At 70.7% G+C, this 22,904-nt stretch carries 25 protein-coding genes; 4 read left to right on the top strand and 21 right to left on the bottom strand.

The genetic code is table 11. From position 1 onward, the window contains the following. Positions 1-21 precede the first annotated feature (21 nt). The 6 genes from OG841_RS35475 to OG841_RS35450 all read right to left on the bottom strand — a co-directional run bounded on the left by OG841_RS35475 (position 22) and on the right by OG841_RS35450 (position 7,996). Positions 22-1,062, bottom strand: coding sequence for a LacI family DNA-binding transcriptional regulator (locus OG841_RS35475; RefSeq protein ID WP_328637651.1), 1,041 nt, complete (start codon positions 1,060-1,062; stop codon positions 22-24). 45 nt (positions 1,063-1,107) lie between these two features. Next, positions 1,108-2,124: a 1-aminocyclopropane-1-carboxylate deaminase gene (locus OG841_RS35470; protein ID WP_328637652.1), complete on the bottom strand. Its 1,017-nt coding sequence runs from the start codon at positions 2,122-2,124 to the stop codon at positions 1,108-1,110. A gap of 29 nt (positions 2,125-2,153) precedes the next feature. Then, positions 2,154-2,801, bottom strand: a complete 648-nt coding sequence (locus OG841_RS35465) for a GntR family transcriptional regulator (RefSeq protein ID WP_328637653.1) — start codon at positions 2,799-2,801, stop codon at positions 2,154-2,156. A 95-nt stretch (positions 2,802-2,896) separates the two neighbouring features. Next, positions 2,897-4,477, bottom strand: coding sequence for a TROVE domain-containing protein (locus tag OG841_RS35460; RefSeq protein ID WP_328637654.1), 1,581 nt, complete (start codon positions 4,475-4,477; stop codon positions 2,897-2,899). Between the two features lie 452 nt (positions 4,478-4,929). Then, entirely contained in the window at positions 4,930-6,375 is a 1,446-nt protein-coding gene (locus OG841_RS35455; RefSeq protein ID WP_328637655.1) for an alkaline phosphatase PhoX, read from the bottom strand. Positions 6,376-6,571: 196 nt separating this feature from the next. Beyond that, positions 6,572-7,996, bottom strand: coding sequence for a hypothetical protein (locus OG841_RS35450; protein ID WP_328637656.1), 1,425 nt, complete (start codon positions 7,994-7,996; stop codon positions 6,572-6,574). A gap of 276 nt (positions 7,997-8,272) precedes the next feature. Between OG841_RS35450 and OG841_RS35445 the strand changes: the two genes are divergently transcribed. Continuing rightward, positions 8,273-10,096, top strand: coding sequence for an endonuclease/exonuclease/phosphatase family protein (locus OG841_RS35445; protein WP_328637657.1), 1,824 nt, complete (start codon positions 8,273-8,275; stop codon positions 10,094-10,096). A gap of 11 nt (positions 10,097-10,107) precedes the next feature. Here the strand turns inward: OG841_RS35445 and OG841_RS35440 are convergent, their stop codons facing one another. Genes OG841_RS35440 through OG841_RS35430 form a run of 3 tightly spaced genes read right to left on the bottom strand, consistent with a single transcriptional unit; the run spans position 10,108 to position 12,202 of the window. Next, positions 10,108-10,842, bottom strand: coding sequence for an SRPBCC family protein (locus tag OG841_RS35440; RefSeq protein WP_328637658.1), 735 nt, complete (start codon positions 10,840-10,842; stop codon positions 10,108-10,110). A gap of 3 nt (positions 10,843-10,845) precedes the next feature. Beyond that, the gene (locus tag OG841_RS35435; RefSeq protein WP_328637659.1) at positions 10,846-11,442 is read right to left on the bottom strand and encodes an ArsR/SmtB family transcription factor; all 597 of its coding nucleotides are present in this window, start codon (positions 11,440-11,442) and stop codon (positions 10,846-10,848) included. A 58-nt stretch (positions 11,443-11,500) separates the two neighbouring features. Then, positions 11,501-12,202, bottom strand: a complete 702-nt coding sequence (locus tag OG841_RS35430; protein WP_328637660.1) for an antibiotic biosynthesis monooxygenase — start codon at positions 12,200-12,202, stop codon at positions 11,501-11,503. A 115-nt stretch (positions 12,203-12,317) separates the two neighbouring features. Here OG841_RS35430 and OG841_RS35425 point away from each other — a divergent pair, with 115 nt between their 5' ends. Further along, complete coding sequence (locus OG841_RS35425; RefSeq protein WP_328637661.1) at positions 12,318-13,289, top strand: YihY/virulence factor BrkB family protein; 972 nt, start codon at positions 12,318-12,320, stop codon at positions 13,287-13,289. A 55-nt stretch (positions 13,290-13,344) separates the two neighbouring features. On the opposite strand, the gene OG841_RS35420 is transcribed toward OG841_RS35425, so the two are convergent. Genes OG841_RS35420 through OG841_RS35405 form a run of 4 tightly spaced genes read right to left on the bottom strand, consistent with a single transcriptional unit; the run spans position 13,345 to position 15,167 of the window. Beyond that, a complete protein-coding gene (locus OG841_RS35420) occupies positions 13,345-13,881 on the bottom strand; it encodes a DUF3618 domain-containing protein (RefSeq protein ID WP_328637662.1) in 537 nt (178 codons plus the stop codon). Then, entirely contained in the window at positions 13,878-14,297 is a 420-nt protein-coding gene (locus OG841_RS35415; RefSeq protein WP_328637663.1) for a phage holin family protein, read from the bottom strand. The genes OG841_RS35420 and OG841_RS35415 overlap by 4 nt, the downstream gene beginning before the upstream one ends. Positions 14,298-14,349: 52 nt before the next feature. Next, a complete protein-coding gene (locus tag OG841_RS35410) occupies positions 14,350-15,042 on the bottom strand; it encodes a hypothetical protein (RefSeq protein WP_365117793.1) in 693 nt (230 codons plus the stop codon). Beyond that, positions 15,039-15,167: a hypothetical protein gene (locus OG841_RS35405; RefSeq protein WP_365117796.1), complete on the bottom strand. Its 129-nt coding sequence runs from the start codon at positions 15,165-15,167 to the stop codon at positions 15,039-15,041. The genes OG841_RS35410 and OG841_RS35405 overlap by 4 nt, the downstream gene beginning before the upstream one ends. A 155-nt stretch (positions 15,168-15,322) precedes the next feature. Between OG841_RS35405 and dapA the strand changes: the two genes are divergently transcribed. Beyond that, positions 15,323-16,216, top strand: a complete 894-nt coding sequence (dapA, locus tag OG841_RS35400) for a 4-hydroxy-tetrahydrodipicolinate synthase (protein WP_371568236.1) — start codon at positions 15,323-15,325, stop codon at positions 16,214-16,216. Here dapA and OG841_RS35395 read toward each other — a convergent pair whose 3' ends face one another. The 6 genes from OG841_RS35395 to OG841_RS35370 form a co-directional block, all read right to left on the bottom strand. Then, complete coding sequence (locus OG841_RS35395; RefSeq protein ID WP_365117802.1) at positions 16,217-17,443, bottom strand: WD40 repeat domain-containing protein; 1,227 nt, start codon at positions 17,441-17,443, stop codon at positions 16,217-16,219. Further along, on the bottom strand, positions 17,440-18,009 hold the full coding sequence (locus OG841_RS35390; protein WP_328637667.1) for a SigE family RNA polymerase sigma factor: 570 nt from the start codon (positions 18,007-18,009) through the stop codon (positions 17,440-17,442). The genes OG841_RS35395 and OG841_RS35390 overlap by 4 nt, the downstream gene beginning before the upstream one ends. A 150-nt stretch (positions 18,010-18,159) precedes the next feature. Continuing rightward, positions 18,160-18,312: a hypothetical protein gene (locus OG841_RS35385; protein ID WP_328637668.1), complete on the bottom strand. Its 153-nt coding sequence runs from the start codon at positions 18,310-18,312 to the stop codon at positions 18,160-18,162. An 89-nt stretch (positions 18,313-18,401) separates the two neighbouring features. Continuing rightward, entirely contained in the window at positions 18,402-19,391 is a 990-nt protein-coding gene (gene dapD / locus OG841_RS35380; protein ID WP_328637669.1) for a 2,3,4,5-tetrahydropyridine-2,6-dicarboxylate N-succinyltransferase, read from the bottom strand. A gap of 646 nt (positions 19,392-20,037) precedes the next feature. Continuing rightward, positions 20,038-20,586, bottom strand: coding sequence for a TetR/AcrR family transcriptional regulator (locus tag OG841_RS35375; protein ID WP_371568231.1), 549 nt, complete (start codon positions 20,584-20,586; stop codon positions 20,038-20,040). After that, entirely contained in the window at positions 20,586-20,906 is a 321-nt protein-coding gene (locus OG841_RS35370) for a DMT family transporter (RefSeq protein ID WP_371568228.1), read from the bottom strand. Before OG841_RS35370 ends, OG841_RS35375 begins: the two co-directional genes overlap by 1 nt. A gap of 306 nt (positions 20,907-21,212) precedes the next feature. On the opposite strand from OG841_RS35370, the gene OG841_RS35365 reads away from it, so the two are divergent. Then, a complete protein-coding gene (locus OG841_RS35365; protein ID WP_328637672.1) occupies positions 21,213-22,031 on the top strand; it encodes an AbfB domain-containing protein in 819 nt (272 codons plus the stop codon). A 68-nt stretch (positions 22,032-22,099) separates the two neighbouring features. Here OG841_RS35365 and OG841_RS35360 read toward each other — a convergent pair whose 3' ends face one another. Together OG841_RS35360 and sufU are read right to left on the bottom strand one after the other, a co-directional pair. Then, positions 22,100-22,432, bottom strand: a complete 333-nt coding sequence (locus tag OG841_RS35360) for a metal-sulfur cluster assembly factor (RefSeq protein ID WP_328637673.1) — start codon at positions 22,430-22,432, stop codon at positions 22,100-22,102. Beyond that, positions 22,429-22,899, bottom strand: a complete 471-nt coding sequence (gene sufU, locus OG841_RS35355; RefSeq protein ID WP_059206188.1) for a Fe-S cluster assembly sulfur transfer protein SufU — start codon at positions 22,897-22,899, stop codon at positions 22,429-22,431. Before sufU ends, OG841_RS35360 begins: the two co-directional genes overlap by 4 nt. Positions 22,900-22,904: the final 5 nt, after the last annotated feature.

The following is a 22,904-nucleotide window of genomic DNA, read 5'->3' as shown; positions in this document are numbered from 1 at the left end:
GCGCGATGGCCCCGGCAGCTCTCAGGCCGAGGCGCGTACCACCAGCTCAGGCGCCACCCAGGCATCCGCGCCGGTCAGCGGCTTCTCGCCGGCCCGCAGCCGAGCGACCTGCTCGACGGCCAGCCGCCCCAGCCGCCGCTTGTCGAGCCGCAGGGTGGTGAGGGCGGGTTCCACCAGTTCGCCCAGGGAGAGCCCGTCGAAGCCCAGCACGGCCAGGTCCTCCGGTACCCGCCGGCCCCGGCGCCGGGCGGCCCGCATCGCGCCGACGGCGATCAGGTCGTTGAAGCCGAACACCGCCGTCAGCTGGGGCCGGGCGTCGAGGAGTTGCTCCATCGCCGCCTCGCCGCCCGCGACGCCGTGGCCGTCGGACATCGCGATCCAGCCGTCGTCGACCGGCAGCCCGTGCCGCCGCACCTCGGCCAGGAACGCCTCCCGTCGGGGACCGGGGCTGAGCCGGTCACCGTCCAGCATGCCGATCCGGCGGTGACCTGCCCGGACCAGGTGGGCGATGCCCTGTTCAAGGCCCGCGGCGGCGTCGATACCGACGGCCGCGAACCGGGTCTGCTGCGGGCCGCGCTCCAGCAGGACGAGCGGCAGACCGCCGAGGTACCGGGCGAGGACCTCGTCGTCGTTCTTGAAGTAGCCCAGCACGGCGTCCGCCTGGTGGGACAGCACGCCGAGCGCCTCCCGCTCCTTGGCACCGTCGGTGCGGGTGTCCCACACCACCACCTGCCAGCCACGCTCCTCGGCGGCCTCCAGCACCCCGGCCGCGACCTCGGGAAAGAACGGATTCATCAGATCCGGAATGACCAGCCCCGCGGTCACCGTCCCCTTCCGCACCAGCCCGCGCGCGAACCGGCTGGGCCGGTAGTCCAGCATCCGCACGGCTTCGAGTACCCGCGCCTTGGTGTCCGGGTCGATCTCGCCCTTGTCGTTCACCGCCCGCGAGACCGTCTGCCGAGACACTCCCGCGAGCTGCGCCACGTCGTGAATCGTGGCCCGGCGGCGAGGACCGTCGGACGCCTGACCACCGGGCTCCCGCTGCTGCTCGTCGGTCCACATGCAGTGCACTGTATCCAGCCGGCACGGGGACGGGCCCGGCCCGGGCTAGAACAGCGCGCTGTACCCGTTGAGGGCCGGCTGCCCTCCGAGGTGGGCGTAGAGCACGGTGGAGTCCGCGCCGATCTCGCCCCGCCTGACCAGGTCGATCATCCCGGCCATCGACTTGCCCTCGTACACGGGGTCGGTGACCATCCCCTCGGTGCGGGCGGCGAGGCGCATCGCGTCCAGCGTGGTGTCGTCGGGGATGCCGTAGACACCCGCGTGGTACCGCTCGTCCAGCTCTACGTCCTCCTCGGTCAACTCCTTCTGTACGCCGATGAGTTGCCCGGTGCCGTGGGCGATCCGCGCGATCTGTTCCCGGGTGGCGACGGGCTTGGCGGAGGCGTCGATGCCGAGCACCCGCCGGGGCCGCCCGCCCGCCTCCTCCAGCGCCCGGAACCCGGCGACCATGCCGGCCTGGGTGGAGCCGGTCACCGAGCAGACCACGACCGTGTCGAAGAAGACGCCCAACTCGCGTTCCTGATCGGCTACTTCATAGGCCCACGCGGCGAAGCCGAGGCCGCCGAGCGGGTGGTCGGAGGCGCCGGCGGGGATGGCGTACGGCGTGCCGCCCCCTTCCTCGACATCCCTGAGCGCCTGCTCCCAGCTCTCCTTGAACCCGATGCCGAACCCGGCCTTCACCAGCCGTACGTCGGCCCCGGCGAGCCGGCTGATCAGGATGTTGCCGACCTTGTCGTAGACGGCGTCCGGCCAGTCCACCCAACTCTCCTGCACCAGCACGCACTTGAGCCCGGCCCGGGCGGCACAGGCGGCGACCTGACGGGTGTGGTTGGACTGGACCCCGCCGATCGAGACAAGGGTGTCGCAGCCCTTGGCAAGGGCGTCCGCGACCAGGTACTCCAACTTGCGGGTCTTGTTGCCGCCGTACGCGATCCCGGAGTTGCAGTCCTCGCGCTTGGCCCACAGCGCGGCGCCGCCGAGGTGCGCGGTGAGGCGCTCCAGGCGGTGCACGGGGGACGGTCCGAAGAGGAGGGGATAACGGTCGTAGGACGAAAGGGGCACGGGGACCTCCCGGGTCGGTCGCTGTGGGCTCAGTCGCTGTCGGCCAGCTCGGCCAGGCCCCGCCAGATCTCCGCCGTGACCCGGACCGCCTCGTCCACGTCACCGGCCGTGCAGGCCTCGATCAGCCGGTCGTGCAGGCCCGCCGAGCGGCAGTTGCCGCCCTCGCCGAAGCGCCGGCGCTCCAGCCTGCGGATGAGAGGGGTGTAGCGGGCGGTGGTGGCGGCGGCCGCGCGGTTGCCGCTGACGCGGACGAGGACGTCGTGCAGGGCGTCGTCGGCGTGCACGGCTTCGTCCACATCACCGGCGGTGACGGCGGCCGCGAACCGTTCGTTGGCCGCGCGCATCGTCTCGATGTCGGCGGCGAACAGCCGGGGCACGGCGACCCGCGTGACCAGTTCGTGCATGGCCCCGACCACGGCGGCGGCGTCCCGCACCTCGGCGGCGACGACCTGGGTCACCCGCGTGTAGCTCTGCGGCTTGCTCTCCAGCAGCCCGTCGTCGACGAGCCGCGCGAAGGCCTCCCGCACGGGCGCCCGTGACAGCCCGAGCCGCTCGGCGAGATCGGCGTCCCGCACCACCGCCCCGGGCTCGATCTCGCCGGCCACGATGGCGTCCCGGATGGACGCGTAGGCGCGGTCCCGGAGAAGGGTGCGAGCGAGTGGACGCATGGCTTCCATGGACTGAAATGTTAGATGTCAATGAGGACCGCGCACAAGGGTGCGGGCATGCGAGTGGCCCGCACCCCCCGTGAGGTGCGGGCCACGCTCGGGGCTCAGGCGGCCCAGGGCCAGTCGGCGTCCTGGGCCGCCTCGAGCAGCGGAACCATCCGGAAGGCCGCGTCCGAGAGGCCTCCGAAGGTGTGGCGGTTGCCGATGCCGGAAGGGCCGTGGCCCGCCCGGTAGCCGGCGAGGTTCCAGGTGTAGACCGGTACCTCGGCCGGGATCTGCTCGGTCGGGCCGCCGTGCCGGTTGTACGTGTACTGCTCGTCGGTGACGATCAGCACCCGGTCCTGGCCCCGGTAGTGCGCGCGGACGGCCGAGGTGGTGTCGGTGCCGCCCAGGTCGCCGAAGCGGCCGAGGATCTTCAGCACCGACTCGCCCTCGCCGAACGTCAGACGCCGGCTCGTGGTGCCGAACTCGACGAGATCCGCGTCGGCCGCCCGCAGCGCGAGCGCCGTGCCGAAGATCGCCGCCGCGTCGGCCCGGTTGAGCCGCGAGCGGTCGGACAGCCGCGTCCACATCGAGCCGGAGCGGTCGACGAGCACCAGGGTCCGGCCGGGCAGTGCGGGCACGTTGGCCAGCGAGTGGCCGAGCGCCTGCTCCAGCGGGTAGGACCAGCGCAGCGACGGCGCGTGCTGGTAAGCGGCGAGGTACCGGAAGGGGAACTGCCGCGAACGTGCGACCTCCGCCGGGTCGCTGATCCGGGCCGCCACCTGGGCCGCGACCTCGTCGGAGACTCCGGCCTCGTCGAAGTTGCGCAGGTTACGCGCCAATGCCATCGCGCCCGTGGACGGAATCACCGCCTCCCAGGCCGCCTTGTCCATCGGCCCCTGCAGCCAGCCGGCCAGCGCCTCCCACGTCATCCCGGCCGCGGCCAGCCGCTCGGCCCCGCCCTCGGACGTGACCAGCGCACGCCGCCGGCCGGGCGGCACCGCCATCAGCTCGCGGTGCGCGGTGAGCACCCGGCTCGACTCGGGCGGCACGGCCGTGTCCGGGTTGTGCCGGCGGTCGAGGGCGTACTGGAACAGCTCGCCCTGCCACGGCTTGTCCGGGTCCGGGGCCGCGTGCACGAGGTTGAGGATGTCGCCGAAACGGTAGCCCTTGGACGCGGTGTCGTACTTCAGCAGCGACTTGCCGCTGTACAAACGGCGTACGGCGTCGGCGATCCCGCGCTTGACGGGCTTCGGCACGTTACGGCCGTACTGCGCCGTCCAGTATCCGAGGAATTCGCCGGGCTCGTCGGGCCGCTGGAGTACGGAGGCCACGACCTGGCGGTTCGAGGGGCCGTCGGTGGTGCCCGCGTCGAGGCGTGCCTTGACGTACTCGGCGGCGCCCACGATCGAGGCGGTACGGAGGTTGCCCTCGCCGCGCAGCCAGCCGAGCAGGCCGGCCGTCCAGGCCGGGTCGGTGACGGCGAGCTGCCGTACGAGCGTGGCGAACCGGTCGTCGCGGTTCGCGCCGGACTCGTAAGAGGTCTGCTGGGAGACGAAGTTGGCGACCGCGAGCAGAAAGAGCTCGGAGCGTGCGTCACGCTCATGTCCCCGGCCGCCCTCGTAGGTCCGCAGGATGCGTCCCGTCGACGTCACTCGCGAGGTGGGGCGGGCCCGTGCGGCCTTCTTGTTGAATCGCGTCATGGTGAATTCCCCCGAATTCGTTTCCGTTTCGGAGGGAGACGCAGCAAAAGGAGGGTGCCCGAGGTCGAAGTCGACTGCGGTGCTTATAAACTGGCGCGTCTTCCGTTCCGCCACATCGACCCTGGGTCGATGACGGGATTCGAACCCGCACGAGGGCTTTCCCCCCACCAGTTCCCGAAGTATCCGCTGCCTGCGCACCGGGCACCCACCATGAGCTGCGCCTCCCGAGATCAAAGTGCTCGCACCGGGAGGTGCATGAAGTTGTGGTGTCCAGAGTTCAGATCGGCGGAACCGACATTAGGTGCTCTGCCTCTGAGCTACACCGGCACGTGGTACCGGTGGCGGGATTCGAACCCGCGGCCTCCCCATTAAGAGTGGAAGTAGGTCCTGCCTTCGCACCTGGACATACATCACTTTAGGAGGGGGCCGCGGGACTGGCGAGCGAATTAAATTCAGCCGCGCTTCTGCCGCTTCCAGGGCCCCGTGATCGCCAGCATGATCCCCGGCGTCTGGATGTTGGCGTACAGGGTCCGGCCGTCGGGCGAGAAGGTGACGCCGGTGAACTCGCTGTACTCGGGCTCCTCTTCGGTGCCGAGGTTCAGTTCGTTGCGGGCGATCGGGTAGGTGCGGCCGCTCTCCGTGGCGCCGAACAGGTGCTGGACGCCCTCGCCGTCCTCGGCGATCACGAGGCCGCCGTACGGGGACACGGTGATGTTGTCGGGGCCGTCGAAGGCGCCGTCCTTGGACGGGTCGGGGTTGACGCCGAGGAGGACCTTCAGGGTGAGGGTGCGGCGCTTGGGGTCGTAGAACCAGACCTGGCCGTCGTGCTGGACGGGGCTCTCCTCACGGGCGTACGAGGAGACGACGTACGCGCCGCCGTCGCCCCACCACATGCCCTCGAGCTTGCGGGCGCGGGTGACCTGGCCGTCGGTGAACTGCTTGCGGACGGAGACCGTCTTGGCGTCGCGGTCGGGCACGTCGACCCAGTCGACGCCGTACACCGTACCGATCTTCGTGGCGCGGGAGAGGTCGTCGACGAACTTGCCGCCGGAGTCGAAGCACTTGAAGGCCTGCAGGACCCCCGCGTTGTCCGCGAGGGTGCGCAGCTTGCCGCGGCCGTGGTGGAAGCCCGCCGGCGGGGTCCAGCGGAAGAGCAGGCCGTTGGGGCCGGAAGCGTCCTCGGTCAGGTAGGCGTGGCCGCGCTTGGGGTCGATGACGACCGCCTCGTGGGCGTACCGGCCGAACGCCTTGACGGGCTTGGGGTCGCGGTTGGCGCGGTGGTCCTCGGGGTCGACCTCGAAGATGTAGCCGTGGTCCTTGGTCATGCCGTTCTGGCCGGCCTTGTCCTCGGTCTCCTCGCCGGTGAGCCAGGTGCCCCAAGGGGTGGTGCCGCCCGCGCAGTTGGTGGAGGTGCCGGCGATGCCGACCCACTCGGCGACATGCCCGTGACGGACCTCGACGACCGTGCAGCCACCGGAGGCGGCGGGGTCGTAGACGAGGCCCTCGGTGAGCGGCACGGGGTGGGGCCAGTTGGCACGCGGGCCCTTGAGCTCGTGGTTGTTGACCAGGAGGGTCGCGCCGCGGGGGCCACAGAAGGTGGCCGTACCGTCGTGGTTGGACGGCGTGAACTCGCCGGACTCCAGCTTGGTCCTGCCGCTGTAGGTGATGACCTTGTACGTGAACCCGGCGGGCAGCGCGAGCAGGCCCTCGGGGTCGGCGATCAGCGGCCCGTAGCCGACGCCGCCGTGGGCGCCCGCGATCTCCGCGCCCTCGCTCTCGACGTCGGTGGCCGCGAGCGCGTTGGGTGCGGTGGCGAGGGCGCCGACACTGCCCGCCAGCGCGACACCGGCTCCGGTGATGGCGGATTTCGCGGCAAAATCCCTGCGGGTGAGCGACATGGTGTCTCCTGAGACGGTGGGTATGCCGTGGAGGGTGGGGGACCTCGGGTCGGCGCTACGGTCCCGCCCATGTCTGAACGCCAGCTGAACAGCGAGAGGATTCAGTGGAGTGGCTTGAATGAATCAACACACGTTGATGGGGAGTCCTTTAGGTGCGTGACCGGCCACAGTGAGCCCCGGGACTCGCAAGCCGCCCTCAACCCCCTTGCTGCGACCGCGCCTTGAACGCGGCCTTCCGGGCCTCCTTCGCCACCCGCTTGTCCGGATGCAACCGCCCCATCGCCTCCAGCACATCCGCGGTGGCCGGGTGGTCGACCCGCCAGGCCGCGGCGAAGAACCCACCGTGCTGCTGGGCCAGTCCTTCCACCAGCGCCTGTAGCTCCTCGGAGTTCCCCTCAGCGGCGAGCTGCGCGGCGATCGTGTCGATGGTCAGCCAGAACACCATGTCCTGGGAAGGCGGGGGCACCTCCCCGAACCCCCGCTCGGTCAGCCAGACCCGGGCCAGCCCACCCAGCTCGGCGTCGTCGAGGACCTCCCGCAACGCGGGTTCGGCGACCGCACCGACCAGGGACAACGCCTGCTGACACCGCAGCCTGCGCAGGGGCGCACCTGAGTCGCTCCCCCGGGCCGCCGTCAGCAGTTCCCGGACCGCCGCGAGAGGTTCACGCCGGTCCAGCCACTGCTCGGTCTCGGCCTGCGCGGCGGAGGGCGGGAATGTCGAGGTCCCGTCGAGCAGCGCGTCCGCTCCCTTGTCGGCGAGGTCGCCGACGGCCGGTGCCGTGATGCCCGCCTCCAGCAGCCGCGACCGCAGCCCGTACAGCCCGAGCGGGGTGAGCCGGACCATGCCGTACCGGGAGACGTCGGTCTCGTCGACGACCGCCGCGGGCTCCTCGTCGGTGTCCGCCATCAGGGCCTCGTCGACGGGCTGGTACTCGACGATCCCCACCGGCTCCAGGACCCGGAACTGGTCGTCCAGCCGCATCATCGCGTCGGACACCTGCTCCAGGACGTCGTTGGTCGGCTCGCCCATGTCGCTCGGCACGATCATCGACGCGGCGAGGGCGGGCAGCGGCACGGGTCCGTTGCCGGGGCCGTCCTCGCTGACCGTGAGCAGGTAGAGGTTGCCGAGCACACCGTCGAGGAACTCCTGCTCGGCCTGCGGGTCCCAGTCCAGGGAGGCGAAGTCGACCTCGCCGCCGTCGTCCATGGCATCGACCAGATCGTCCAGATCGGGCACGCTCGCGTCGGCCAGCGCCGTCTCCAGCGCCGTCAGCCACACGCCGAGCACGTCCTGCGGGGACCCGGACAGCAGAGCCAGGTCCTCGCTGGTGGCGACCGTGCCCTCCTCCTCGTCGACGATCTCGACGAGCCCGGTGTCGAGGGCCACCCGCCAGGCCTCGCTCGCACTCGCCGCCGCCTCGTCCCCGGTCAGTCCGAGGTGCGCGGCCGCCGCGGGCAGCTGCTCCTCGACGAGTCCGCCCCCGGCGTCGACCCGCGTGTCCTCGCCGGCCCAGCGGGCGAGCCGGGCGGCTCGGGCGAGCAGCGGCGTGGACAGGGCGTCCCGCGCCAGCTCCGCTTCGGGGTGCAGCCGCACCGGCGGCAGGGGGGAGCTGTCTGACATCGGCTGGTTCTCCTCGGACGCGTCGTGCCACTCAGCCGCTCAGCGTAGACGGATATCCACCTATGCCGCCCGGTTCATGTTCCCGACAGGGTCCGTACATGGCTGAAACCTTGACAACTGGGCTGACCAGGCAGGAGATTGACGCGCGTAGAAATCCGGCGGACATCTGTTCACTGTATTTTCTACGCGCGTCGCCACCGCCCCACAGGTCGCGGCTCCCACCGTTCCACGTTCACCCTCGTCCCGGCGCCTACGTTCGTCCCCGGAGGGATCCCGTTGCCGAGCAAGAAGTCCGCGCGTCTCGCCGCGCTCACCGTCGCCGCCCTGTCGGCGGCTTCCACCGTCGTCCTCGTCTCCCCCGCCCATGCGGCCGGCGTGAGCATCCATGACATCCAGGGCGCGACCCGGATATCCCCGTACGCCGGTCAGAAGGTCGCGGATGTGGCCGGAATCGTCACCGGTGTGCGCACCTACGGCTCCTCCAAGGGTTTCTGGATCCAGGATCCGAACCCCGACGCCGACCCGGCCACCAGTGAGGGCGTCTTCGTCTTCACCAGCTCCGCCCCGAAGGTCGCCGTCGGCGACGCCGTCACGGTCACCGGCACGGTCTCGGAGTACGTCCCGGGCGGCACGTCGACCGGGAACCAGTCGCTGACCGAGATCACCAAGCCGACCGTCACGGTCGTCTCCAGCGGCAACACGGTCCCCGCGGCCACGGTGATCGACGCGAGGTCGGTGCCGGCCGCCTACGCCCCGGCGGGCGACCCCGCCGCGGGCAACTCGATCAACGGCCTGACGCTGGAGCCGAAGAAGTACGCCCTGGACTTCTACGAGTCCCTGGAGGGCATGAACGTCAAGGTCGCCGACACCCGCGTGGTCGGCGCGACCGACCCGTACACCGAGCTGTGGGTGACGGTGAAGCCGCGCGAGAACACCACCCGCCGCGGCGGCACCCTCTACGGCTCCTACACGTCGCAGAACGCCGGACGGCTGCAGATCCAGTCGCTGGGCTCGACCTCCGCCTTCCCCGTCGCGAACGTCGGTGACGTCCTCACCGGCAGCACCGCGGGCCCGCTGGACTACAACCAGTTCGGCGGCTACACCCTGGTGGCGAACGAGATCGGCACGCTGAAGAGCGCCGGTCTCGAGCGGGAGACCACGCAGAAGCAGAAGAACGGCGAGCTGGCGGTCGCGACGTACAACGTCGAGAACCTCGACCCGACCGACGCCACCTTCGAGGAGCACGCCTCCGCGATCGTGAACAACCTGAAGTCGCCCGACATCGTGTCCCTGGAGGAGATCCAGGACAACAACGGCGCCAAGGACGACGGCACGACCGCCGCCGACGTGACGGTGAACAAGCTGATCGACGCGATCGTCGCGGCGGGCGGCCCGAGGTACGAGTCGCGCTCGATCGACCCGGCCAACGACACCGACGGCGGCGAGCCGGGCGGCAACATCCGCCAGGTGTTCCTCTTCAACCCGCAGCGGGTCTCCTTCACGGACCGCGCGGGCGGCGACGCCACGACGGCCGTCGGCGTGACGAGGACCCACGGGAAGGCCGCGCTGACGGTCTCCCCGGGCCGTATCGACCCGACGAACACGGCCTGGAACAGCAGCCGCAAGCCGCTGGCCGGCGAGTTCGTCTTCCGTGGCCGCACGGTCTTCGTGATCGCCAACCACCTCAACTCCAAGGGCGGCGACTTCGGTCTGAGCTCGGCGACCCAGCCGGTGCCGCGCAGCTCGGAGATCCAGCGCCACCAGCAGGCGACGCTGGTCAACGCCTTCGTCAAGGACATCCTCGACACCCAGAAGAACGCGGACGTCATCGCCCTCGGCGACATCAACGACTTCGAGTTCTCCGACACCGCGAAGATCCTGGAGGGTGACGGCGAGCTCTGGTCGGCGATCAAGTCGCTGCCCAGGAGCGAGCGTTACACCTACGACTACCAGGGCAACCAGCAGGTCCTGGACCAGATCCTGGTCAGCCCGTCGATCCGGCGCGGCTGCGACTTCGAGTACGACAGCGTGCACATCAACTCGGAGTTCAACGACCAGATCAGCGACCACGACCCGCAGGTGCTGCGCTTCAAGCCGTAACCCACGAAGGGTCAGGCCTGGTTGAACACCCCGTTCAGCCAGGCCTGCCACTCGCTCTCGCACTCCTTGATGTCGGTGTCGGATGCGAAGTCGTGCAGGGAGATCCCGACCGGGTGGCCCCAGTGGTTGCGGCCGAAGACACGGGTGAGGCTCCGCTCGGTGCGCAGCCCGATGAAGTACGGGTTGCGGAAGTCGACCACGGCGCCGAAGGTGTCCGGCCCGTGGACCGTCACGCGCGTCCCGGCGGCCACGTCCTCGCCGACGCCGAGCGCCCGCCCCACGGCGGCGAGGGCGTCGGGGGCCTTGGACGCCTCGGGTCCGTCGAAGGTCGCGAAGGCGGCCGGGCGGGGCGCGAAGTGGGTCAGGTACTCGCGCAGGGTGTGCAGATAGAAGTCGGTGTGCTTGGCGGCGCCGTCGTACTGGTTGTCCCAGTCGTCGACGAAGATCCCGCTGTGGACGTACCGCACCCAGGCGCGTCGGCCCTCGTCGCGGGGTTCGACGGTGTAGTCGAGCTGGTTGAGGGTCTGCTGGGAGATGCCCTCGACGTCCTCGACCCGGTTGGTGTAGTGGTGCGGCGGGTCCCAGGCGACGACCTTGGACCCGAAGGGGCCGGTCCCGCCGACGCGAGGCTCGGGCGGCTCCATCGGCCACAGATAGCCACCGGTGCCGGTGGTGATCGCCTCCCACACCTGCTCGGGGGTGGCGTCGACCTCGAACTCGCGGGCGATCTCGAACTCTTTGGACATGATCTACTCCAACTCGGTCTGTTTCAGCGTGGGATGGACGGCCACCACGATCCGGTGGTCCCGGCCCCCCTCGGCGTCCGGGGCGTCGTACTTGCGGATCAGGCCGGTGATGCCGGCCGTCAACTCCTCAATGAACGCGGCCCGTTCGGCGGCCGAGGCGAAGCGCACCTCGCCGTCCAGCGCGTACGTCGCCAGCCGCTTGCGGGCCTTCGCCGCGCCGGTGATCAGCGAACCGACATCCCGTACCAGCCGGGCCCCGAGCGCCAGCAGCCAGCGCGCGGAGAGCTGGTCGCGGAAGCGGTCCGGGTCGGGCTGCACGGCGGCGAGGGCGAGCGGTGAGATCACGTACGACGCCGCGGTCGCCCGCATCAGCCGCTCGGTGACGTTGCCCTTGCGGCGCTCCCCGGCGAGCTCGACCAGGCCGTGCCGCTCCAGCGCCTTCAGGTGGTAGTTCACCTTCTGTCTGGGCAGCTCGACCTTGCCGGCCAGCATGGCGGCCGACGCGGGGCCGGCCGCCAGCTCGGCGAGCAGTCGCGCCCTTATGGGGTCCAGGGAGACGGCTGCGGCCTCGGGGTCCTCGATCACGGTGACGTCCAGCATGGGTCCACCGTCTCACCGAACACTTTTTTTGTCCAGACGGTTTGAGTTTTCGGTTGACCTAGCCGGGAATCAGCCCGAGAGCGTGGTCGTACCGGCTGACCACGCTGCTCTTCAGCCCCGGCCAGGTCTGCACGCGCTCCCAGCGGTCCGAGGCCGAGCCGATCCCGTCCCCCGGCGCGGCGAGCGCGTCGAGATGCGCCTGAGCGCTCTCCCACTCGGCGTAGTTGAGGACGCGGGTGCCGTCGGTACTGAGGTGGAAGTGGGCGCCGATGCCACCGGGATGCGGGTTCGGCTCGTTCTCCAGCGCCTCGAGGACGGCGTCGACCCAGGCCCGCTGCCGGTCGGGGTCGGGACCGTCGAACTCGATGTCGACGATCACGATGCATCCCGGGACCCGCCGGTCACCGTCCCGGGCGACGCTGCGGTAGTGCCGGTAGCGGCCGAGCCCCACCCGCTCGATGTGGGGGACGGCGGTGTCGATCTCGTCGACGCGCTCCAGCCGCTGTGTCCGCGCGAAGGCCTCGTAGGTCTGTTCGTCCGTCCACTGCGAGTAGTGCAGGAGGCTCGCGGTGTCGTGTCCGGTGTAGACGTGGTAGCCGAGCAGTCCGTCGGCGGGCCACGGCCGGCGTTCCCAGGTACCGGCGACGGCCTCGACGGTCTGCCGCTGCCGCAGCGGGTTGCCCACCCGCCAGGTACTGAAAAGGGACGCACCCACCTCGGGCCGGGTGAGATCGGGATGGGTTTCGGTACGGCGGGTCATGCGCACGGCCTCCTCGGATCGCTGCTCGATGTGTGCAGCCACCACCCTTCAACCTCAACCAAGATTCAGGTCAAGTCGGCGGTTCGCGGGGGCGTTTCGGGAGACCCGCCACGGCATGGACGAGCAGGCCGACGACCAGCCGAACAGCCCCTCCGAGTTGCCCGCGCGATCCTGGCGTGCGGCGCTGCGGCGCACGGGGAAGGAGTTGCTGGACGACGAACTCGCCGACCGCGCGGCGGCGTTGACGTACTACGGCGTCCTGTCGCTGTTCCCCGCCCTGCTGGTGATGGTCTCCCTGCTGGGCGTGGTGGGACAGCGCGCCACGGACAAGATCCTGGACAACATCGGGGACCTCGCGCCGGGTCCGGCCCGGGACATCCTGCGGGACGCGGTGGTCCAACTCGGCGACAGCGGCGGCACGGGCAGCGTGCTCGCGATCGTCGGCCTGTTCGCCGCGCTGTGGTCGGCGTCCGGGTACGTCGCCGCGTTCATCCGTACGTCCAACGCGGTGTACGACCTTCCCGAGGGGCGTCCGGTGTGGAAGCTGACGCCGCTGCGGCTGGCGCTGACCGTGACCTTGATGGTGATGCTGGCGGCGAGCGCGCTGATCGTGGTGTTCACGGGCCCGCTGGCCGAACGGGCGGGCAGGGCGGTGGGGTTCGGCGACGCGGCGATCGCGCTCTGGGGCGTGGCCAAGTGGCCGGTGCTGCTGCTCCTGGTCGTCCTGATGATCGCGCTGCTGTACTGGGCGGCCCCCAACGTCCGCGGCCGCGGCTTCCACTGGATCTCGCCGGGCAGTGTCCTCGCCACCCTGGTCTGGCTCGCCGCCTCCGCGGGCTTCGCTCTCTACGCCGCCAACTTCGGCTCCTACAACAAGACCTACGGCACCCTCGCCGGCGCCATCGTCTTCCTGGTGTGGCTCTGGCTGACGAACCTGGCGATCCTGCTGGGCCTGGAGTTCGACGCGGAACTGGCCCGGGAGCGGGCGATCGTCTCCGGCGAGGCCGAGCCGACCGAGGAGCCGTACGTGGAGCCCCGGGACACCCGGAAGTGGCCGCCGAGGCTGCGGGCGAACCGCGGGCGGTGACGGTAGGCACACGGCTGGGCGCGGGCCACCGCCCGCGCCCAGCCGTACGCATCGCTCACTTCTTGGGGTACCGCCACGACACCACGACGACCGCGGCCACGGCCGCGCCGACGATCAGCACCGGCCTCGGATGCCGTAGCGCTGCCATGACCAGGGGCCGGGCCGGAGCGGGCACGCTGTGCTGCGCCTTCCGCTCCAGGGCGGCACTCGTCTGCGAGGCCCTGTCCTGGGTGACATGGCCGGCCCGTTGCGTCCGGTCCTGGACCTGATGACCGGTCTTCACCGCCTTGTCCTGGACCTGGTGGCCGGTCTTCGCCGCCGTGTCCTGGACCTTGTGACCGGCCTGCATGGCCCGGTCGTGCACGGTGTGACCGGCCTGTGCGGCGCTGCTGCGCAGCTGCACGGTCATCGCGCCCGCCTTGTCCCTGAGATCTGCCGCACGAGCCCGCGCGCGGCCCTTCACGTCCATCTTGCCTGCCAACTCCTCTACCGTGTCGCCTAGTTCGCTGCGGGTCCGCTCGATCTGGCGGCGCAGCTCATCGGGTCCCTTGGCCCCCGTCACGGGGGGCTCGCCGCTCGTCCTGTCCGTCATCGGTGCGCCCTTTCCCTGATCTCCTCGACGTCCGCCTTGACGCTGCCGAGGGCCTCCTCGGGCGTCGGGGGTGTGGCGCGGCGCAGCTGGGCGCGGCCGATGGCGGCGAGCACCCCTGCGATCACGAACAGCACGGCCGTCACGATCAGCGCCGAGGCCCACACCGACAGCACCAGCGAGAGGGCGGCGGTGGCCGTTCCGGCCAGGGCGAGCAGTCCTGCGTAGGCGAAGGCGCCGGCCGCACCGAGCAGCCCCCCGCCCCTGCCGGCCCGCCGGCCCTTCTCGGCCAGCTCCTCCTTCGCGAGGGCGACTTCCTGCCGCACCAGCCGCGAGACCTGTTCGGTGGCCTGTCCGACGAGTTCGCCCACCGAGTGATGTTCGTCGTGCACCGGCCTGGGGGCCGTGGTTCCGGTCACGGTGTTCCGCCTCCTCTCGGTCGGAACTCCCGGGTACCCGGCCCGGCCCCCGCTACCCCTGCGGACCGCCGTCCGGGCCACGCTGTCCGAGCCGGGCCAGCTGGCTCTGGAACCAGTCGAGCCTGGCCTGCAACAGGGCCGCCTCGGCGGCGAGTTCGGGCACCCCGAGACCCTCGGGCAGACCGGGGTCACCTTGCGTGAGCACGGTGGCCGGCCGTGCCACCACCCGCAGCCCCTCTCCGGCCAGCCGCGCGAACCCGGCGAGCGAGACGGCCGTACGACCGCGCAGGCAGCCCGCGCACGAGGGCGCCAGGGCCCGCCAGCCGGGTCTGCCCCAGTCGGCGTCGGCGAGGGCCGCAGCGACCGTGCCGCAGGCGCAGGGTCCGACGGTGGCGGTCCGCACCCGCTGGCGGGCGTAGCGGAAGCCGCGCTCGAAGCGGAGGTAGCGGCCGAGGACCAGGACGTCGAGGAGGACGGCCGTACGGTGCTCGGCCGTGCACAGCAGCGCCTCGGCCGCCGCGCGGTCGTGCACGCAGTGGAAGCCGCAGTCGCAGCGACGGCTCGGCGCCCGGTGCCGCAGGCCGTAGACGCAGGACGCGTCGGCCAGGACTCCGTACGGCAGCGCGCCGCCGAGCGACACACCGGTGAACCCGGCCCGGGTGCCGTCCTGGGACAGCACCGGGTGGGCGATCTTGTATCCGGTCGGCGGCTCCGTCGGGCGTTCCTCCGGAAGCCGCAGTCTCATCGGGCCGCCGGAACCTCTTCGGGAGCCTTCAGCTCCTTGATCTCCTCGGGGAGCTCGAGCTCCGCGTCGTGGATCTCGGGCCGCTCTTCCGCGACTCCGGTGGCGAGTGCCTTGCCGAGCTTCATGACGCCTCCAGGACCAGGGGTCGTGCACCGTCCTGACCATGGTGACCCATGCGGGCCCCCTTTGGACATAGGACCTTCTTTTCGCAGCATCACTTACCAGTACGCCGTAGAAGAATTAAGTGGAGCTTCACGGTCGGTCTGCCGAGACTACGCGTATGACGACAACCGCCCCGCCCTTCGGCCGCGCCCTCTGCGCCATGATCACGCCCTTCGACGAGGCCGGCGCCCTCGATCTCGACGGCGCGCAGGGGCTCGCCGACCACCTGGTGAGGGAGGGCTGCGACGGGCTCGTCCTCTCCGGCACCACGGGCGAGTCGCCGACCACGACGGACGCGGAGAAGGCGGCACTGGTGGCGGCCGTGCGCGAGGCGGTGGGCGAGCGGGCCTCGGTGGTGGCGGGGGTGGGCACCTTCGACACCCGGCACACCGTGGAGCTGACCCTCGCGGCCGAAAAGGCGGGCGCGGACGGGGTGTTGGTGGTCAGCCCCTACTACAGCAGGCCGCCGCAGGACGCGCTGGAGGCACACTTCAGGGAGATCGCGGACGCCTCCGGACTGCCCGTCATGCTCTACGACATCCCGGGCCGCACCGGCACCCGCATCGAGCCGGAGACGATGATCCGGCTCGCCGAGCACCCCCGGATCGTCGCGGTCAAGGACTGTTCCTACGACCTTCTCGGCACCCAAAAGGTCCTGAACCGCACGGAGTTGGCGTACTACGCGGGCTGCGACGAGCACATCCTCGCCCTGTACGCGGTGGGTGCGGCGGGCTACGTCAGCACGGTGGCCAACGTGGTCCCCGCTCAACTCCGCGCGATCCTGGACATGTTCGAGGCGGGCGACACCCCCGTGTCCGCCCGCCTCCAACAACGGGCCACGCCGCTGATCGAGGCGATGATGTCGGCGGGCCTGCCCGGCACGGTCACTGCCAAGGCCCTCCTGAACGCGCTCGGTCTGCCCGCGGGCCCGGTCCGCGCCCCGCTGCGGCCCGCCGACCGGAAGACGGCCGACGGGCTGCTGGCGGAGTACGAACGCCTCGTGGCCGCCTGATCAGGGCTGGGCGAACAGTGGCTCCCAGCGCCCGGCGTCCCCGTCGTTGCCCTCGCGGAAGCCGCTGAGCGGGACCTCCTTGTCGCTGCCGATGGTGACCAGGACGAGCCGCTGATGGAACTCGTTCTTGTCGTTCTCGCCGATGTCCCAGGCGATGAGCTGCTTGTTGCCCACCCAGGCCAGCAACTGCTGCCCACGCACCTCGGTCTTGGCGCCGGTCTTGGCGTCGAGGACCCAGGACGAGGTCTTCCACTTCTTGCCCGCGAAGTCACCGGCGACGAGCATGCCGCTGGGCGACTTGCCCGCGTCGACGAACCACTCCGGGTACCTGTCCTGCGCGGGCGTGGGGACCTTGACGCCCTTGAGGTCCCAGAACTCCTTGCCGATGTCCCCCATCGGGTTCCCGGCCCAGACGTGCCGCCCGTCGTCGGTCAGAGCGAAGTCCTGGCGGGAGTTGAGGAAGCCACTCCCGAACTCACCGTTGTCGGAGGCGAGCTTCACCTCGTTCCAGGCGCCCTTCCCGGAGGCCACGTCGAGGACGTAGAAGCCGGTGCGGCTCGATGTCCTCTCCTGAACCCAGTCGTCGCCGTCCTGCGTCTTGATCAGCAGATCGGGGTTCTTGGTGTAGGTCGTGGCGACCAGCTTGCGGCCGTCGCGGGAGAAGGCGAGTCCGCCGACGCCGTGGTCGACCGGGATCCACCGCGCCACCGTGCCGGTGGTCAGGTCGAGCAGACCGATCCGGGAGGCGGGCAGGTCCTGTTCGAGGACAACGGCGGTCTTCGCGCCGGGGGCGACGGCGACCCAGGACCAGTCCGCGGCCCTGGCGTACTCGCCGGTCCTCGGGTTCAGCAGGTGGTAGGTGCGCCGGTAGACGGCGGTCTCCGCGGTCTTCTTGACCGTCTCCGGGACGAAGTACCCGGCCAGGGTCGTGCCCCCGACGGAGATCTCCTCGCGCGGCGGGGACTGGTCGGGGTGGGCCTTGGTCTTCTTCTCCACCACGACCCCGCCGCCGCCCGAGGGGCGCACGTCGTGCTTGCCGGAGTCCAGCAGCGGCACCGCCACCCCGACGGCGACCACGGCGACCGCGGTCACGGCGGCGGCCGCGATCCTGCGGTTGCGGCGGCGGCGCCGGACGGCGAACACCCGGTCGGCGAATCCCGCAGCCGCCGGGGGCTGTTCGGCGGCCTGTTCGCGCAGTGCGTCGCGCACGATGTCGTCGACGTTCACGGACGCACCTCCACGGGCGAATAGTCACGGGCGTCGAACTGCTCGGCCTCCGCGGGCCCCAGGGCGGCCAGTTCGGGGGCGAGCTGACGCAGCCGGGCCAGCGAACGGTGGGTGGTGGACCGTACGGTGCCGACCGAGCAGCCGAGCAGGCGGGCCACGTCGGCCTCGGGTAGATCCTCGAAGTAGCGCAGCACCAGCACGGTGCGCTGGCGTGCGGTGAGCCGGGAGAGGGCCTCGCGTATCACCAGACGCAGTTCGGCCGCGGCGGCGGTGTCGGGGCCGGGCTCGCCGGTGCCGGGCGGTTCGGGCGGCTCGGCGACACTGACCTCCCGGCGGGGCCACTTGAGCCGCCAGCGGCTGACCTGCTGGCGGTAGAGGACCTGCCGTACGTAGGCCTCCGGTTCGTCGATCTTCTGCCACCGCCCGGCCGCCTTCACCAGGGCGTTCTGCAGCAGGTCCTCGCCGGCGTGCCGGTCTCCCCCGCACAGCAGCACGGCGGTCTTCAGCAGGGCGGACGACCTGCTGTCCACGAAGTCCCGGAAACTCTCCAGCCCTTCGACATTCATCGTCACCTTCTCTTCCCCGGCGACGCCTGTGCGCCACCCCTCCGACCCTTGTGACGCGTGCCGTGGCCCGCCGCTATGCCACCGCCACGAAAAAAAGTCGCCGTAGCGGAAATTCGATCCGCCACGGCGACTTCCACACGGGGTCGCGGGTCAGTTCCAGGAGTACCCGTCGCCGATCAGCAGCAGGTGCTCCAGCACGTCCTCCATCGGATCGTCGACCTGGCCGACGTTGACCAGGCCGACCCGGGGCCCGTTGTGCGAGGCGGTGTTGGTCTCGTCGGCGTGCGCGTTGCCGACGGGCACGAGACACACCGCCGCCAGGACCGTTGCCGAAACACCTCCGAGGTCACGCGGAGTAACCCGTAAGTGATCTTCGCCTGTGCCGGAGCGGCTCAGTTGTGGCTGTGCAGGATGTCGTTGAGGCCGCCCCAGACCGCGTTGTTCGGGCGGGCCTCGACCGTGCCGGTGACCGAGTTGCGGCGGAAGAGGATGTTCGACGCGCCGCTCAGCTCACGGGCCTTGACGATCTGGCCGTCGGGCATGGTGACCCGGGTGCCCGCGGTGACGTAGAGACCGGCCTCGACGACGCACTCGTCGCCGAGCGCGATGCCGACGCCCGCCTCGGCGCCGATCAGGCAGCGCTCGCCGATGGTGATGCGGACGTTGCCGCCGCCGGAGAGCGTGCCCATGGTGGAGGCGCCGCCGCCGATGTCCGAGCCGTCGCCGACCACGACACCGGCGGAGATGCGGCCCTCGACCATCGACGTGCCGAGCGTGCCCGCGTTGAAGTTGACGAAGCCCTCGTGCATGACGGTGGTGCCCGCGGCGAGGTGCGCGCCGAGGCGGACCCGGTCGGCGTCGGCGATCCGGACGCCCTTGGGGGCCACGTAGTCCGTCATACGGGGGAACTTGTCGACCGAGGTGACCGTGAGGTACAGGCCCGCGGCGCGGGCATTGAGCCGAACCTTCTCGATCTCGTCGACGGCGACCGGGCCGAGCGAGGTCCAGGCGACGTTGGGGAGGAGGCCGAAGATGCCGTCCAGGCTCTGGCCGTGCGGCTGGACCAGACGGTGCGAGAGCAGGTGCAGACGCAGGTAGGCGTCGTGCGTGTCGAGCGGCTTCTCGTCGAGCGAGGCGATGACCGTACGGACCGCGATCACCTCGACGCCACGGCGGGCGTCCGGGCCGATCGCCTTGGCAGCGCCTTCGCCGAGCAGTTCGACGGCCTTCTCGGCCGACAGCCGCTCGGTACCGGCGGGGCCGGGCTCGGCCGAGAGTTCGGGGGCGGGGAACCAGGTGTCGAGTACGGTGCCGTCGGCGGCGACGGTGGCGAGGCCTGCGGCGATGGCGCCGGTGGTGCGCGGAGCAGTCGTGTCGGTCATGAGGGAAACCTAACCGGCACAGGCCATGCGATGCGAACCCTGCACGGGACGTCTCAGAAGTCGAGCGGCCCGGCCCCCGGACGGCACCCCGTGACACCCAGGAGAAGATCACCCGGGCCGGTAGGGACCACACGGGTCGGCGGGGGTCACGGACGGTCGGCGGGGACACCCCGGGCCGACGGGGACCACCCCCGGCCGGTGGAGCTCCCCCGGGCCGAGGGAAATCACCCCGAAGTCGAGGGGGTCACCCGCGGTCGGCCGGGATCATCCGCGGTCATGGCGATCGGCCGAGACCAGCCGCGGTCGTGGCGGTCACCAGTGATCGGGCGGGGACCACGCACGGTCGTGGGGATCGCCCAGGCAGGCCGACCGGGACCACCCGCAGCTGGCGGGGGCCACCCGTGCCGACCGGGACACCGCCAATTGACGGGGGCCACCCGGCGCGACGGAAATCTCCCGCGGTCGACCGGGACCACCCCCGGCCCCGCGGATCACGCACGCCGATCAGGGTCACCCGCAATCAGTGAAGACCACCCGGGCCGAGCGGATCACCCGCGATCGACCCGGCGCCACCCCCGGCCCCGCGGATCACGCACGCCGACCGGAACCACCCGCGATCAGCGGAGACCACTCAGGCCAACGGGAATCACCCGCAGTCGGCCGGAATCACCCGCCCCAGCACCTCCCGCGCATACCCCTCGTCGTACGGCACCCCCGTCAGCAGTACCTGTAGGCAGATCCCGTCGGCCAGGGCGACCAGCGCCCGTGCCGAGACCGGGTCCGTGCGGCGGGTGAGGCGTTCGGCGAGGTCGTCGGCCCATTCAGCGGCGACGGGGCGCAGGGCGGGGCGGCGCAGGGCGGCGAGGTAGAGCTCGTACTCCAGCTCGACGCCGGTGCGGTCGCCGCCGAGCCAGTCGCCGAGCACGCGGGCGAGGTCGGCGGCCAGGTCACCACCGGGGTCGTCCAGGGCTCCGTGCGCGGCGACCGCCTTGGCGAAGCCCTCGCTGGCCTGGCGCAACGCCGCGACCATCAGCTCGTCGAGGCTCTTGAAGTGGTACGTCGTCGAACCGAGCGGCACATCGGCCTCGGCGGCGGCGCTGCGGTGACTGAGCCCCGCGAGCCCCTTCTCCCCCACGACCCGGATGGCCGCGTCGATGATCCGCTGCCGGCGCTCGGGGTCGTGCCGCCGCGCCATCAGTGCGCCCCGCCCAGGTTCAGCACCACGACCCCCAGGATGATCAGCACGATCCCGGCGGCCTTGGTGGCCGTCATCCCCTCCCCGAGGAAGAGCATCCCGATGCCGACGATGGCCGCGGTGCCCACCCCGGCCCAGATCGCGTAGGCCGTGCCGACCGACACCGTCTTGAGCGTCTGGGCGAGCAGCGCGAAGGAGAGGACGTACCCCAGCACGGTCAGCAGCGAGGGCGCCAGCCGACTGAAGCCCTCGGTGTACTTCATGGCCGTGGTCGCTCCGACCTCGGCGGCGATGGCTCCGGCGAGCAGCAGGTATCCCATGTGTACAAGCGTACATAACGAAACGCGGGTGGCGTCGCACAGCCGTATCTGATCGATCGTCAGCCACTGATCGGGGGCAGCACAGGACGAAGACGGGCCGTTCAGGACAAGGGGGTTCAGACCTGACCACGCTGCCACACTGTGAACACTCCGAGAGAGGAATGTGGAAAGCAGCCGGTTCAAAGGGCTGCTCGGGACCGCCGGTAACCACTAGTGTTCCCCCGGAACCACTTGTGTTTCACCATTCACATACCGCGCCACCACAGCAGCGGCACGTCGCCTCGCGCCGCGCCGGAGGAACAGCGCATGCCCGAAGACAAGTCCCGGCCGCCCCAGGACCGCCCCTGGGAGAACGGCTGGACGTTGGACACCTCCCGCACGCCCGGCACCCGACGGCTCTATCTCGCCGGGGCGTTGGCGGTGGCCACGATCATCGCCTGTGTGGCGGCGATAGCCGCCACGGACAACAAGTCCGGGGGACCGGCGAAAACCGCGCGGGACGAGGGATCCGGTCTGATCTCCTTCTCCTCGCAGCCCCCCGCACCGACCACGCCCCCGCCGGGCGACAGCGGCCTCTCCTCGGTGTCCCCCACTCCCCGGGGTCCCCGGCAGCAGGGAGCCGAGCCCACCGCCACGGTCACGGCCAACCCGAAGCCGCCCAAGTCCACGGCGTCCAAGGGCAGTTCGTCGAAGCCCCACCCGTCCGTGACCTACCGCTCGGTCCGCTCGGTCAACTACCCCGCCCGGTACTGGCACGTGGACGACGGCTATGTGGGCCTGGACCCGGTCGGCGGCTCGGAGTTCCGCGAGGACGCCACCTTCACCCAGGTCAAGGGGCTGGCGAACAGCTCCTGTTACTCCTTCACCACCCACGACGGCACGTACCTGCGCCACCGCAACTTCGTCCTGCGGGCCGACCGCAACGACGGCTCCTCCCTCTTCAAGCAGGACGCCACGTTCTGCCCCCGGGACTCCTCCTACTCCGGCGCGAAAATGCTGGAGTCGGTCAACTTCCCCGGCTACTTCCTCCGCCACCAGAACTTCGTGGTCCGCCTCGAACGCTTCGAGTACAGCTCCCAGTACCTGGCGGACTCCTCGTTCCAGCTGGTGGGCGGACTGTCCTGAGCCGCGGATGAACACAGGAAAGCGGCGGCACCCGGAAGGTGCCGCCGCTTTCCCACGTGCGGGGTCGCTCAGACGTTGAAGCCGAGCGCCCGAAGCTGCTCCCGGCCGTCGTCCGTGATCTTGTCCGGTCCCCACGGCGGCATCCACACCCAGTTGATGCGGAGTTCGCTCACGAGGCCGTCCGTGGCGGACTTGGCCTGGTCCTCGATGACGTCCGTCAGCGGACAGGCCGCCGAGGTCAGGGTCATGTCGAGGGTCGCGATGTTCGCGTCGTCGATGTGGATGCCGTAGATCAGGCCGAGGTTGACGACATCGATGCCCAGCTCGGGGTCGACGACGTCGTACAGCGCCTCGCGGACCTCTTCCTCCGAGGCCGGCTTCATCTCAACGGTGTCGGTCATGCCGTCTTCCTTTCGGCTTCGGCGTCGGCGCCCAGCGCCTGGGCCGTCGCGTCCTTCCAGGCCATCCAGCTGAGGAGGGCGCACTTGACCCGGGCCGGGTACTTGGAGACACCGGCGAACGCGACCGCGTCCTCCAGCACCTCTTCCATCGCGTCGTCGGGCTCGATCCTGCCCTTCGACTGCATCAGTTCCAGGAAGGTCTCCTGGATCTTCTGCGCCTCCGCCAGGTCCTTGCCGACCAGCAGATCGTTCAGGACGGACGCGCTGGCCTGGCTGATCGAGCAGCCCTGGCCCTCGTACGAGACGTCCTCGATCCTCTTGCCGTCGTACTTCACACGGAGGGTGATCTCGTCGCCGCACGTGGGGTTCACATGGTGCACCTCGGCGTCGCCATCCCTCAGACCACGCCCGTGCGGGTGCTTGTAGTGGTCCAGGATGACTTCCTGGTACATCGAGTCCAGCTTCACGGTTT

The sequence above is a fragment of the Streptomyces canus genome, from assembly GCF_041435015.1.
GTDB classification, from domain to species: Bacteria; Actinomycetota; Actinomycetes; order Streptomycetales; family Streptomycetaceae; genus Streptomyces; species Streptomyces canus_G.
Note: the sequence above shows the minus strand (reverse complement) of the source record. Positions and strands in the feature narration are given on the sequence as shown.